This window comes from Georgenia sp. EYE_87, assembly GCF_023148685.1.
GTDB lineage: Bacteria > Actinomycetota > Actinomycetes > Actinomycetales > Actinomycetaceae > Georgenia.
The window spans coordinates 82,933-96,216 of the sequence record NZ_JAHXNL010000001.1; the positions used below are offsets into that span (position 1 = coordinate 82,933).

The 13,284-nt window shown below is 76.2% G+C and carries 11 protein-coding genes; 7 read left to right on the plus strand and 4 right to left on the minus strand.

Annotated elements, in window-relative coordinates; translation table 11 throughout:
- Positions 1-26: 26 nt before the first annotated feature.
- From KZX45_RS00365 to KZX45_RS20140, 4 genes are all read left to right on the plus strand, one after another.
- Positions 27-707 carry an SDR family NAD(P)-dependent oxidoreductase gene (locus tag KZX45_RS00365; RefSeq protein ID WP_248255737.1) on the plus strand — a complete coding sequence of 227 codons (681 nt, stop codon included), beginning with the start codon at positions 27-29 and terminating at the stop codon, positions 705-707.
- Between the two features lie 89 nt (positions 708-796).
- A complete protein-coding gene (locus KZX45_RS00370; protein ID WP_248255738.1) occupies positions 797-988 on the plus strand; it encodes a ubiquitin-like protein Pup in 192 nt (63 codons plus the stop codon).
- The gene (gene pafA, locus KZX45_RS00375) at positions 985-2,484 is read left to right on the plus strand and encodes a Pup--protein ligase (protein ID WP_248255739.1); all 1,500 of its coding nucleotides are present in this window, start codon (positions 985-987) and stop codon (positions 2,482-2,484) included. The genes KZX45_RS00370 and pafA overlap by 4 nt, the downstream gene beginning before the upstream one ends.
- A gap of 67 nt (positions 2,485-2,551) precedes the next feature.
- Positions 2,552-3,520: an FKBP-type peptidyl-prolyl cis-trans isomerase gene (locus tag KZX45_RS20140; RefSeq protein WP_248255740.1), complete on the plus strand. Its 969-nt coding sequence runs from the start codon at positions 2,552-2,554 to the stop codon at positions 3,518-3,520.
- An 82-nt stretch (positions 3,521-3,602) separates the two neighbouring features.
- Here the strand turns inward: KZX45_RS20140 and KZX45_RS00385 are convergent, their stop codons facing one another.
- Entirely contained in the window at positions 3,603-4,232 is a 630-nt protein-coding gene (locus tag KZX45_RS00385; RefSeq protein ID WP_248255741.1) for a hypothetical protein, read from the minus strand.
- Positions 4,233-4,307: 75 nt separating this feature from the next.
- On the opposite strand from KZX45_RS00385, the gene hisF reads away from it, so the two are divergent.
- Together hisF and KZX45_RS00395 are read left to right on the plus strand one after the other, a co-directional pair.
- Positions 4,308-5,078: an imidazole glycerol phosphate synthase subunit HisF gene (gene hisF / locus KZX45_RS00390; protein ID WP_248255742.1), complete on the plus strand. Its 771-nt coding sequence runs from the start codon at positions 4,308-4,310 to the stop codon at positions 5,076-5,078.
- Positions 5,079-5,159: 81 nt separating this feature from the next.
- Positions 5,160-5,624, plus strand: a complete 465-nt coding sequence (locus KZX45_RS00395; RefSeq protein ID WP_248255743.1) for a hypothetical protein — start codon at positions 5,160-5,162, stop codon at positions 5,622-5,624.
- Between the two features lie 28 nt (positions 5,625-5,652).
- Here the strand turns inward: KZX45_RS00395 and KZX45_RS00400 are convergent, their stop codons facing one another.
- Complete coding sequence (locus KZX45_RS00400) at positions 5,653-8,082, minus strand: UvrD-helicase domain-containing protein (protein ID WP_248255744.1); 2,430 nt, start codon at positions 8,080-8,082, stop codon at positions 5,653-5,655.
- Positions 8,083-8,233: 151 nt separating this feature from the next.
- On the opposite strand from KZX45_RS00400, the gene KZX45_RS00405 reads away from it, so the two are divergent.
- A complete protein-coding gene (locus KZX45_RS00405) occupies positions 8,234-10,174 on the plus strand; it encodes a hypothetical protein (protein WP_248255745.1) in 1,941 nt (646 codons plus the stop codon).
- Between the two features lie 28 nt (positions 10,175-10,202).
- Here KZX45_RS00405 and KZX45_RS00410 read toward each other — a convergent pair whose 3' ends face one another.
- Both KZX45_RS00410 and KZX45_RS00415 read right to left on the minus strand, forming a co-directional pair.
- Positions 10,203-12,380: a S8 family serine peptidase gene (locus tag KZX45_RS00410; RefSeq protein ID WP_248255746.1), complete on the minus strand. Its 2,178-nt coding sequence runs from the start codon at positions 12,378-12,380 to the stop codon at positions 10,203-10,205.
- Positions 12,381-12,524: 144 nt separating this feature from the next.
- Positions 12,525-13,157, minus strand: coding sequence for a TIGR03085 family metal-binding protein (locus KZX45_RS00415; protein WP_248255747.1), 633 nt, complete (start codon positions 13,155-13,157; stop codon positions 12,525-12,527).
- Positions 13,158-13,284: the final 127 nt, after the last annotated feature.

Consider the following 13,284-nt stretch of genomic DNA (forward strand, 5'->3'; position numbering starts at 1 on the left):
GGCGGGGTGCGGGCTAGCGTGGCGGCATGGATCTGCAGCTGGCGGGACGTGTGGTGCTCGTCGTGGGAGGGACCGGGCTGATCGGCGGCGCGGTCGTCGAACGCCTCCGCGCGGAGGGGGCCGTCGCGGTAGCCGCGTCGCGCGGCGGGAGCGGCGGCGTCGTCCTTGACGCCCGGGACGACGCGTCCGTCTCCGCGGGGATCTCGACGGTCCTCGCCGAGCACGGCCGGCTGGACGGCGTCGTCGTCGCGGCGGCGCCGAGCGCGCAGACCCTCGACCCCGCGCGCAGCTCCGACCCGCGGCAGGTGCTCGAGGCCGTGGACGCCAAGGCGCTGGGCTTCCTCCGGGTCGCGAACGCCGCGCTGCCGGTCATGACCGACGCCGGCTACGGCCGGATCGTCGGGGTCGCCGGGCAGAACGCCTTCGTCACGGGGAACGTCACGGGGTCGGTGCGCAACGCGGCGCTCATCATCACCGCGAAGAACCTCGCCGACTCCGTCGCCGGCACGGGTGTCACGGTCAACACCGTCAGTCCCGGCACCGTCCGTGAGGATCCCACCCCGCAGGTGGGAAGTGCCCAGGCGGGCGAGGCCCGCCCCTCCGAGGTGGCGGCCCTGATCGCGTTCCTCGTCTCACCGACCGCCGGGGCCATCTCCGGCGAGTCGATCGCCGTCGGCCACCGCGTCCGCGGGGTCACCTCCATGTGACCGCCCGCACCGGGGCCGGCGACCCACGACTTCCCGACGAGTCGGGAGAGACGCTCTAGGATCGGTAGCACCTAGGAGGGGAGCACGACATGGCAGAGCAGGAGCAGCGCCGCACGACCCGTCGCGACGACCCGGGCGTCGAGCCCATCGACCCGCCCGTCGCCGCCGCCGGGCAGGTTCGCACCCAGGAGGTCGACGACCTCCTCGACGAGATCGACTCCGTCCTGGAGGCCAACGCCGAGACCTTCGTGCAGGGTTTCGTGCAGAAGGGCGGGCAGTGACGGCGAGGCGGATCTTCGGCGTCGAGACCGAGTACGGCATCACCTGCGCCCCGCCCGCCGGGCGGGGCGCAGGTGCGCGCGGTGCCGGTCCGGCGCCCGGCGGCAGCGATAACGGGGGCAGCGGCAGCGGTAACGGGGGCAGCCGCAACGGCACCGGCGGCGACGACGCCGTCCCGCCCGCCGTCGTCACCGCCGACGACGCCGCCCGCTACCTCTTCCGCAAGGTGGTCCAGTGGGGCCGCTCCTCCAACGTCTTCCTGCGCAACGGCGCCCGGCTCTACCTCGACGTCGGGTCCCACCCGGAGTACGCCACCGCCGAGTGCGACGACGTCCGCCAGCTCGTGGCCAACGACCGCGCCGGCGAGGCGATCCTCGACGAGATGACGGAGGACGCCAACGCCCTCCTCGCCGAGGAGGGCGTGCCCGGAACCATCCACCTGTTCAAGAACAACGTCGACTCGGCCGGCAACTCCTTCGGCTGCCACGAGAACTACCTCGTGCGCCGTCGTCGCGACTTCCAGGCCATGGGCGAGGCGCTGGTCCCGTTCTTCATCACCCGGCAGATCCTCACCGGCGCCGGCCACATCCGGGCGCGGGCGGGCGGCGGCGCGTCCTACGCGTTCTCCCAGCGCGCCGACCAGATGTGGGACGCCATGAGCTCGGCGACCACCCGCTCCCGGCCGATCATCAACACCCGCGACGAGCCGCACGCCGACGCCGACCTGTACCGGCGCATGCACGTGATCGTCGGCGACTCCTCGGTGGCGGAGACCACGACGATGCTCAAGGTCGGGATGACCGACCTGCTGCTCGGCATGCTCGAGGACGGGGTGCGGGTGCGCGACCTCGCGCTGGCGGAGCCGATGCGCGCCATCCGCGAGATCTCCCACGACATGACGGCGACCAGCCCCGTCGAGCTGGCCAGCGGCCGGCGCATGAGCGCCCTGCAGCTGCAGGAGGAGTTCCTCGCCCGCGTCACCGCCTACCTCGACTCCACCGGGCAGACGGCGGACCTCACCGACGTCCAGCGGCGGGTGCTGGAGCTGTGGGAGCGGGGCCTGCGCGCCCTCCGCGAGCAGGACCCGAGCCTGGTCGACACCGAGCTCGACTGGGCGATCAAGGCCCGGCTCCTGGACCGCTACCGGGCCAAGCACACCCTGGGCCTCGACGACCCGCGCGTGGCACGGCTGTCGCTGGCCTACCACGACATCTCCCCGCAGCGGGGCCTGGCCACCACGCTGGCCCGGCGCGGGCTCATGGCGCGCCTGACCACCGACGAGGAGGTCGCCGACGCCGTGGCGAACCCGCCCGCGAGCACCCGCGCCCGCCTGCGCGGGGAGTTCGTGGCCGCCGCGCAGGAGAAGCGCCGGGACATCACCGTGGACTGGGTGCACCTGAAGATCAACGACGCCGCCCAGCGCACCGTGGTGCTCAAGGACCCGTTCTCCCCGGTCGACGAGCGCGTCGACGCCCTGCTGGCCGCGCTGCGGGTCTGAGAGCGGCGCGCCGCCGGACGGGCGGGGGAGTTCGGGGAGCCGGTCGGCCGGGACGTAGGCTGCTGGGGTGAAGTTTGACCTGACGAACCGCCGGCGCGGAGCCTGGAGCCGGATCGCGGCGCTCGTGGCGATGCTGCTGACGTCGGTGCTCCTGGTCGCGTGCACCGAGGACCCGGTCAAGAACGAGGAGGAGGTCGCCGGGGTGACCGTCTCCGGCGCGTTCGGCTCGGTGCCGGTGGTGACCTTCGACCCGCCGCTCCCGCTCGAGGGCGCGACGGTCGAGACGCTGATCGAGGGCGACGGGCGTGAGCTGGCCGAGGGAGCACCCATCCTTCTGAGCCTGACCGCGTACGACGGCGACGACGGCGGCCTGGTCGAGGGCCGCGACGTCGGCATCGCCCGGACCCTCATGCTCACCCCGGAGGACGTCGGCGAGGACCTGTTCCCGGTGCTCTCCGGCGCGCGGGAGGGCAGCCGGATCCTCGTGCAGCAGCCGATCGAGGAGGACGGCGAGCAGCGCATGCTCGTCCTCGTCCTCGACGCGCTGTACACGCAGGCCCGCGGGGAGGCACTCGCGCCGCGCGACGGGCTGCCCACCGTCACCCTCGGCGACGACGGCGCCCCCTCCATCGCAGTGCCCGACGCGGAGCCGCCGGCCGCGCTCGTCGTGGCCCCGCTGATCCGGGGCGAGGGGCAGCAGGTCCGCCCGGGGCAGGACGTGACGGTGCAGTACACCGGCGTCGAGTGGGAGTCGGGCGAGCCGTACGACTCCACGTGGGAGGGCGGCAAGGTGCCGCAGACCGTCCGGCTGGACGAGACCATCGACGGCCTGCGCGACGGCCTGGTCGACCAGCCCGTCGGGTCCCAGGTGCTGCTCGTGATCCCGCCCGGCCAGGCGCACGGCACGGACACGCTCGTGCTCGTCGTGGACATCCTCGCCGCCTCGGGCGGGGACGAGGGGTCCGTGGTCGGCGGGGCGGAGGGGACCGCGCCGCCGACGGAGGCGCCGACGGCCGGGGAGACGCCCGCCGGCTGACCCTGAGCGTGAGGCCCGCGGCGGTCTTGCTGCTGGGGCCGGGCAGGGAGCGCGCCAGATCGCCCCCGGGGGTGTGGGGTCTTCAGCCCGTGCGGAGCATGAGGTCGGCCGCCGACCGGGCGTCCCGCGCCTCGAGCAGGGCCCGCTCCTGCGCTGCCCACTCCTCCCACAGCGCGCCCCAGGTGCCGCCGTCGCGCGCCATGGCCCGGGCCCGGCGCACGTCCTCCGGCGCCTCCAGCCACACCAGCACGTCCACGAACGGCGCGCAGATCGCCGAGCCCGCGCCGCAGCCCTCCACGACGAGCACGCGCGGCAGCGGCCGGCCCGGAGCGGGCACCGTGACCGCCCCGTCCACGCGCCCGGCGTGCCAGTCGTAGCGCCGAACCCGCCCGGCCCGGCCGCGCGAGAGCGGCTCGAGGACCCCCGCGGCCACGGCGCCCAGCCCGACGGCGAGGCCGTGCCAGCCCCGGTAGGCCTCCTCCAGCGCCAGGACGACGACGGCGCCGGGCTCGCCCAGCCCCGGCTCGGCGGCGAGCCGGCCGGCCAGGTCGGCCGCCAGGTCGGACTTCCCCGAGCCGGAGCGGCCGTCGACGCCGACCACGAGCGGGCGGTCCGCCGTCGGGCCGGGGCGTGCCGCGAGCGCCGCACGCACCAGCGGGACGACGGCGGCGCCGTCGGGACGTGGCGTTCGTCGCGGTTCCTGGTCCGTCATGACGGTCGACGCTACCGGCCGGATAGCCTCTACCGTGCGGCGCGTGAGGGTCAGGTGGCCGCGGAGGAGGAACTGATGAGTGTCGCGGTCCGCGTCATCCCGTGCCTGGACGTGGCCGACGGGCGCGTGGTCAAGGGCGTGAACTTCCGAGGGCTGCGCGACGCCGGCGATCCCGTCGAGCTCGCGCGCCGCTACGACGCCGAGGGCGCGGACGAGATCACGTTCCTCGACGTCTCCGCCTCCGCCGAGGCGCGCGCCACCACGATGGAGGTGGTCTCCCGCACCGCCGAGCAGGTCTTCGTGCCGCTGACCGTGGGCGGCGGCGTGCGCTCCGTCGAGGACGTCTCCCGCCTCCTCAAGGCCGGCGCCGACAAGGTGGGCGTCAACACCGCCGCGATCGCCCGGCCCGAGCTCATCAGCGAGATCGCCGAGCGCTTCGGCCGCCAGGTGCTCGTGCTCTCCGTCGACGCCCGCCGCTGCCAGGGCGAGACCGTGACTCCCTCGGGCTACGAGGTCACCACGCACGGCGGCCGCACCGGCACCGGCATCGACGCCGTCGAGTGGGCGGCGCGCGGCGCGGAGCTCGGCGCCGGCGAGATCCTGCTGAACTCCATGGACGCCGACGGCACCACCGGCGGGTTCGACCTGCAGATGCTCGACGACGTCCGCTCGCGCGTGAACGTCCCGCTGATCGCCTCCGGCGGCGCCGGCACCGCCGCGCACTTCACCCAGGCCGCGCAGCACGGCGCCGACGCGGTGCTGGCCGCGTCGGTGTTCCACTTCGGCACCCTGACGGTCGGCCAGGTCAAGGACGAGATGCGGGCCGCGGGCCTCGAGATCCGCTGAAGGGGTGACCTTCGGCCCTCGCGGGGGCCGGTCGCCCGTGCCTAGCGTGGGTGGCAGGTGGACGACCCGAGGGAGGTCCACATGTCACAGCAGGTGCGCGAGCGCCCCGCCGTCGGCGCGCGGCGGCTCGGCTACACGATCGCCGTGGTGGTCAACGCGGCGATGCTCTACGCGGTCAACGTCGTGCCCGGCTGGGAGGTGCTGCCGTTCCTGACGGCGGACACCGCCGCCGTCATCCCCGCGGTGAACGCGTCGATGGCGGTGGGGCTCGTGGCGAACGCCCTCTACGCCGTCCACGACCCGCCCTGGTTCAAGGCGTTCGGCGACGCCGTCACCACCGTCGTCGGCCTGGTCGCCGTGGTGCGGCTGTGGCAGGTCTTCCCGTTCGACTTCGGTGCCGCCACCTTCGACTGGGAGCTGCTGGTGCGCTGGGTCCTGGTGGTGGGGATCGTCGGCAGCGTCATCGCCATCGTGGTCGCGCTGGTCTCGCTGGTGCGGGCGGCGGCAGGCTCGGCCGCCGGCGGCCCCGCGCCGAGAACGTCCTAGGTGCCGGTCCGGAGGCACGGACGAGCAGTCAGGGCCTGCTCGCCGGGGACTGGCGCGCGGGCGGGGGCGGCGAGTGCGGCGGGGACTGGGGCGCGGGCGGGGGCGGCGTGGACTGGCGCGCGGGCGCGGCCGGCAGGTGCGCCAGGACCTCCGGGGGCGAGCCGGTGTGGACCACGGTGAGGGCGGACGTCGGCCGCGTCAGCGCGACGTAGAGGTCGTTGAGCCCGCGCTCCGCCGCGAGGATCCCGGCGGGCTCGGCCACGACCACCGCGTCGAACTCGAGCCCCTTGGCCTCGGCCGGGGAGAGGACGACGACGTCGGCGCGCAGGTCCACCGCCCCAGGCCGGGTGCCCAGCGCCGCGGCGAGCTCGGCGACGCGGTCGGCCGGGGCGATCACCCCGGCCCGGTCCCCGCCCCGCCGCGCCCGCTGGACGACGGCCGCGACGGCGTCGGCCAGCCCGCCGGCGGAGGCGACCACCCGGGTGGGCACGGCGCCGGTCGACCGTGCGCACAGCGGGGCCCGGGCGGCGGGGTCGAGCGCACGGAGCACCGGCACCGCGGCGTCCATGATCTCCCGCGGCGTGCGGTAGCTGACGGTCAGCTCGGCCCGCCGCACCCGGGCGGAGGTGTGCGGCGCCAGCGCCGCCTCCCAGTGCTCCACCGCAGTCGGGCCGGAGGCCTGGTGCACGTCGCCCACCACGGTCATCGACCCGGACGGGCAGCGCCGGAACAGGGCGCGCCACGTCATCGCGGAGAGCTCCTGCGCCTCGTCGACGATCACGTGCCCGTACACCCAGGTCCGGTCCTCGGCCGCCCGCTCGGCGAAGCTGCGCCGGTCCGTCTCGGCGTGCCGACGGGCGAGCTCGTCGTCGCTGAGAAGCGCTGCGGCGCTGACGGCGTCGCCGTCGCCCTCCTCGACCAGCAGGTCGTTCGCGCGCAGCACCTGGCGGGCGAACCGGGCGTTCTCCCGGCGCCGCGCCTCCTCCCGTGCGCGGGCGGCGGAGTCGTCCACGCCGAGCAGCTCGGCCGCCTCGTCGAGGAGCGGGACGTCGGCGACGCACCACGCCTTGCCCACGTCGCGGCGCAGCAGCGCTCGCTCGTCACCCGTGAGCAGGCCCCCCGCGGCGGACGCCAGCAGCCCGGGGTCGGTGTAGAGGTCCCACAGCAGGCCCTCGGGGGTCAGCTGCGGCCAGAGGCCCTCGAGCACGGCCGCCACGCGCGGGTCCGCGAGCAGGTCGCGCTCGACGAGCGGCAGCTCGTGCGCCGCGGCGAGCCCGTCGATCTCGCTGCCGGCGGCGTCCACCCGGCTCAGGACGGCGTCCGGGTTCCGCGCCAGCGCGGCGTCGACGGCGGCGAGCTCGTCCTCGAGCCCCTCCTCGACGTCCTGCAGCAGCCGGTACCCCGCCCCGATGACCTCCAGCGCCAGCGCGGTGAGCACCTCGGCGCGGAAGTGGCGGCGGGCCTCGTTGTGCGCCCGCCCGGAGCGGCGGGCCCGGTCAGCCGCGGCCTGCAGCAGGTGGGCCGGCAGGTCGTACTCGTCGCCCTCGAAGGTGACGACCACGTCGCGGTCGGACCCCTGCCGGGCGCGCACCGCCCGGGCGAGGACGTCCGCCATCACGGCGTCGCCCTTGAGTCGCTCGACCGCCGGGTCCTCCCGCCGGGTCGCGACGACCCCGGGGACCAGCGCCTCGGGCGTGGTGAGCACCACCTGCGTCTCCCCGAGGGAGGGGAGCACCTGCTCGATGTAGTCCAGGAAGGTCGGTGTCGGGCCGACGACGAGCACGCCCCGCGGGCCGATCGAGGGCTGGGCGTACAGGAGGTAGGCCGCGCGGTGCAGCGCCACGGCCGTCTTGCCGGTGCCGGGCCCGCCCTGCACCACGAGCACCCCGTCCGCGCTCGCGCGCACGATCTCGTCCTGCTCCACCTGCAGGGTGGTGACGATGTCCTTCATCCTGCCGGTGCGGTGCTCGGCGAGGGCGGCCATGAGCGCTCCCTCGCCCTGCAGCCGGACGGTGCCGCGGGCGGCGTCGAGGTCGAGCAGCTCGTCCTCGAGCGCCTCCACCCGGCGGCCGGCGGTGCGCAGGTGCCGGCGCCGCAGGACGCCGTGGTTGTCCGCGGGGGTGGCCACGTAGAACGGCCGCGCGCCGGGGGCGCGCCAGTCCAGCAGCAGCGGGGTGCGCTCGGGGGCGGGGCCGCGCAGCCCCGTCCTGCCCACGTAGCGCACCTGCCCGTCGGTCAGGTCGAGGCGGCCGAAGCACAGCCCGTTCTCCGCGTGGTCCAGGGCGACGGCGCGCTCCGTGAGGCGGTCGACCCGCGCCTCGCGGTCGACGAGGTCGCGGGCCGAGGCGCCGCGCTCGCGCAGGGCGGCGGTCAGCTCGGCGGCGACCTCCGCGCGCAGCTCGTCCACCCGGGCGTACAGGCGGTCCAGGTGCTCCTGCTCGTGCTCGAGCTCGGTCACGGGCCCCCTCTCGTGGGTCTGGTGGGCAAGGTGCGGTCGGGACGCGGAGTGCCGGGCCGGTCGACCGGGCCTGCCCGGACTCCGTAGACGCTCGCCGCCGGCGGCGCGCCGTCGAGGGTACCGGTTCGCCGCCTGGCAGCATCTTGCGCTCGTGAGCACACCCTCCGTCCCGCTGACCGCGGCGCTCGGCGGACGGCTGCTGCGAGCCGCGGCCGACCCGTGGCACCGCACGCTCGGCCCGGTGATCGCGGCCTTCGTCCTCATGGCGGCGGTCGGCATCGCCTCCGACACCGCCGCCTGCACGGCGGCCGCGCCGTGCGGCCCGGACCACGTGGGGGCGTCCGGGTTCGGGCTGCTCCTGGCGTCGGCGCTCGTCGTGCGGGTGTCGGGGCTCGTCGGCGTCGCGGCCGGAGTCGGGGCCATGACGATCGGTCTCGCGACGGGCGGCCTCAACTCGACCGGTTCACCCGCGGTGGTCGGCACCCTGGTGGTGTACGTCGCCGCTCTGGTCTGGGCGGCGCGGCGTCGCGGCCGTCTGCACCGGGCGCCGCTGACCCTCCTCCTCGCGGCGGGGGCACCGACGCTCGTCCCGTCCGCGCTCGGCGTCCGGCGCGGCCGCGCTCGGCTGTCGCGCCTGCCGCTGGCGGCGGCCGCCGCCCTCGCCGTCGCCGCGGCCGCCCTCGTCTGGTACGGCGTCGGGCTCGGGCAGCGGGCCGCCGCCGAGGAGGCGGCCGCCCCCGCCGTCGTGGGCACGGTCGCCGCCCACGTGGACGAGTTCGTCATCGCCGTCTCGGCCCCCGGCCGTCCGGGCACCACCGAGATCGACACCCTCGACGCGGCCCAGTACCCGGTCGGCTCCCGGCAGCCCGTGTGGCTGCTCCCAGACGACGACATGCGCCTGCTCGCCGAGCCGTACGACGGGACCGCGCTGGACGTGCCGGCCGCGCTCGCCGCCGCCCTGGCCACCGCCCTGGTGGCGAGGGCCGCACGGCAGCGCCGCGAGCGGGCCGCCTTCGACGCTCAGCCGCAGCCGGTGACCACGGCGCTGGCCCGGCGCTCCGCCGTCGACGGCGCACTCCTCTACCCGTCGGCGAGCAGCTCCGGCACGGCGGCCCTGGTCGATCTGCCCCCACCGGGACCCCTCCCGGGTCCGCGCCTCCCGGGCACGCCCGACGCGGGCGACCACGAGGCGCCCGGCCCGACGGAGGACGAGGAGCACGAGCTGGACGAGGAGCTCCCGCCGCTCGAGCCGGTGACCGTCATCGGGGTGCCCGCCCCGGGCCACTGGGTGGCGACGCGGTGGTCCGACGGCACGGTGGACGGACCCGTGCGCGCCGGGCGTGACGAGTCCCAGCTGCCGGCGGGCACGGAGGACGAGATGGACGAGCTGGTGCTGCGCGGGTTCTCCCCGGGCGATCTCGCCCCGCGGGACCGGTCGGGGCCGGTCATGCAGGGGCAGCACCGGGTGCCGGTCTGGGCCCAGCTGGTGCGCGTCGCCCTGGCCCTGCTCGTGACCGCCGTCGGAGACCCGCTGCTCGACCTGGTCCTGGGCTGGACCGGGCTCGGTGCCCGCGTCGCCGGCGCGGTCGCCGGCCTCCTCGCGCTCGAGCTCACCTGGCGGTTCGCCGTCCGCCCGCGGCTGAGCTGGGACGGCGCCGGCATCCGGGCGGTCGGCCCGTTCGGCCCGCTGCTCGTCGTGCCGTGGCCGGCGCTGCACGGGGCGATCGCGGACGGGAGCGAGATCCGTCTCCTGCTGGCGCCCGATCCCGCGGAACGGCTCGACCCCCAGGAGGCCCACGGGCTGGGTGACGACGAGAAGGACGACTTCTCCGGGGACGACGACGGCGAGTTCTACGACGAGTTCTACGACGTGATCGAGCTCTCCACCGCCAGCCCCCGGTCCGGGCCGCTGCACACCGGCTGGCGCACCGCGGCCCAGCTCCGTGCCGTGCTGCTCTCCGCCCGCCGGCACGCGACCGGCGGCGCGGTGGACGCCGAGGCCGAGATCGCCGCCGAGCCCCCGCCGCGGCGCCCCTGGGGCGTGCTCGCGCTCTGGGCCCTCGTCGTCGTGGTCGCGTACCTCTACGGCTGACCCGGACGCGGTCCTCGGTGCCGCCGGATCAGCGCGTGCGGCGCACGCCCAGGGTCGCGGTCCCGTCGCCGTTCCAGTCGCCGACCAGGACCGTGTCGCTCGCCCGCCCGTAGGCGAGCTCGAGGTCGGCCGACCCGCCCGCGATCGTGTTCTTCACGTGGTAGACGTTCCCGCGGCGCACGGCGAGCGAGCTGCCGCCCCGCCCGTCCCAGTCCCCGGAGAGGACGACGTCGTCGGGCCGGCCGTAGTTCACGACCGTGTCGGCGGGCCCGGCGGAGACGGAGTTCTTGAGGTGGTACTCCCGGCCGCGGCGCACGGCGAACGTGTGGTCGCCGTCGCCGTCCCAGTCGCCGACGAGCACCTCGTCACCGGCCCGGCCGTAGACGACGACCCGGTCGGCCGGCCCCCCGGAGACGGAGTTCTTGACGTGGTAGACGTTCCCGCGGCGCACGGTGAGGGTGTCCACGCCGTCGCCGTCCCAGTCGCCGACCAGGACGACGTCGTCCGGGCGGCCGTAGGCGAAGACCTGGTCGGCGGTCCCGCGCTGGCTGTCGGCGACGTAGAAGACGTTCCCGCGCCGCACCGCCAGGGTGTCCCTGCCGTCGCCGTCCCAGTCGCCCACGTAGGCACCGTCGCCGGCCCTGCCGTAGGTGAAGACGTGGTTCGCGGACGCGCTCCAGGCGTCGTTGAGGTAGAAGGTGACCGACCCGTCGGTGCCGGGCTGCGGGACCGGCGCGGTGGGCACCGGCGCGGAGGCGAGGGCCCCGACGGCGAGCGCGCCCGAGGTCGCGCCGGCGAACTGCCCGACGCGGGCGCTGACGCGCACGTCGAACGGCCCGGACCCGGGCACGGTGACCGTGGCGCGCGGGCTGGGCGAGACCGCGTCCGCGGCGACGCCCCACGACCCGCCGGCGGGGCGGACCTCGACGACGTAGTCCGTCGGGGCCACCAGCGCCCCGGCCGGGGCCGCCCACGCGAACGTCGCCGAGGTCCCGCTGCGGGACGTCAGGGCCACGCCGGTCGGCGCACCGGCGGTGAGCGATGCGCCCACCGTCAGGACGCGGTTGACCACGGACCGGGAGTCGGCGACCGCCCCGGCGGCGGCGCCGTCCAGCGCGGCCGCCACCTGCGCCGGGGTGGCGCGGGGGTGCTGACCGAGGTAGACGGCGGCGGCCCCGGCCACGTGCGGGCTCGCCATCGAGGTGCCGTCCATGACGGTGTAGTAGTCGGCCTGCAGGTCCAGGGAAGCGATCTCCTGGCCGGGGGCGAAGATGTCCAGGCACCCGCCCCAGTTGGAGAAGGGCGCCCGGGCGTCACCCGGGGTGCTCGCGCCGACCGTGTAGGAGCCCGGGGCGCGGGCCGGCGAGCTGCTGCACGCGTCGCGGTCCTCGTTCCCGGCGGCCACGACGACGAAGAGGCCCGCCCGGGTGACCGACGCGACGGCGGCGTCGAGGGTGGAGTCGGGCACGTCCGTCCCGAAGCTGAGGTTGAGCACGCCCGGCGTACCGGCGGGATGGGTGGCCAGGACCCAGTCGATGCCGGCGAGCACCGTGGAGGTGCTGCCGTAGCCGGTGCAGTCGAGGACCCGCACCGGCACGACGGTGGCGCCCTCCGCCACCCCGAAGGTCCGGCTCGCGACCGTGCCGGCGACGTGGGTGCCGTGGCCGTTGCAGTCGGCGGAGCTGCCGCCGAGCGCGGAGTAGCCGGGCGCCAGGCGCGTGAGGTCGGACTGGGTGGTGACCACGCCGGTGTCCAGGATGTACGTGCGCACGCCGAGGCCCGCGGACGGCGACTCCAGGTACCGGCCGTCGAGCGGGAGGGTGCGCTGGTCGATGCGGTCCAGGCCCCACGACGTCGCCACCCCGGTCGCGCCGACCCGGCCGGCGGCCGCCACCCGCTCGACCGGCTCGCTGATCCTGACCGGGTTGTCCGGGTGGACGACGGCGACGCCGGGCAGGTCCGACACGCGCCGCGCGTCGTCCTGGTCCAGCGTCACCGCGAACCCGTCGACCGCCTCGGCGAACTCGGCGTCGGGCTCGACCCCCATCTCGTCCAGGGCCGCCCGGATCTCGTCCTGCTCGCCGGCGTCGACGCGGACCACCCAGCTCTCCGGCTCGGCCGGTTGGGCGGACGTCGGTGGGGCGAGGAGCACGGGTCCGACCAGGGCGGCCGCGGCGGCCGCGAGGACGGGCTTCACGAGGCGCACTGCGATGTCCTTTCGCGACGACCGCGCATCGCCGGCGGCCCAGGTAGGCCTCGAGTCTCCCGGTGATCGCGGGAGAGCAGGTCCGTTTCGGGCGCCGAGATGCCGGCCGGCGCCGGCCCGTCGGACCTCGTGACGCCGCGGGCGTCAGCGGGCGGCGAGGTACCGGTCGACGACCTCGTCCCGGCCCAGCACGTCGACCTCCGCGACCTCGTCGCGCCCGAGGGCGTGCAGCGCCAGCTCGACGGGGTCACCCAGGACGACGACGGCGTCGGGACCGCGGTGCACGACGCGCCGGGGCCCGCCGGGCACCGCCAGCACCACCCCGACCGGGCTGGCGCGGTACGCCATGCGCGCCAGCGGGCCCAGGCGCTCCCACACGGCGAGCACCAGGTCGGTCGGCAGGATCCGCGGCTCCGCAGGCTCGGCGCCGGCGCGGCGGACGTCCTCGTGGTGGACGACGTACTCCAGGAGGTGGGCGGCGTCGCCGGCCCAGCCCATCGGGGACCAGGCCGGGATGCCGGCGGCGAACCGGTCGACCAGGGCGCGGTAGCCCTCGGGCGTGCGGGCGGCGTCGGCGAGGCGGCCCTGGAACCGCTCCCTCCCGGGCGCCCGCCGCTCGAGCGCGTCGAGCCCGCGGCGCAGCGGCATGTGCTCGCGCTCCACCAGGTGCGCGACCAGGTCACGCACCGTCCAGCCCTCGCACAGCGTCGGCGCGTCGGGGTCCGCGGACCGCAGGGTCTCCACGAGCGCGGCGCGCTCGTCCTCCATCCAGGCCATTCGGCGTCCTTCCTTGCGTGAGCGGCGCACCCGCGGGAGAGCGACCGACGTCCTGCGGGGTGGGGCCGGGGGCGTCCGGGTCCCACGGTGCCACGACGGCGGGACCGCCGCGTTCTGTGCGAGGATC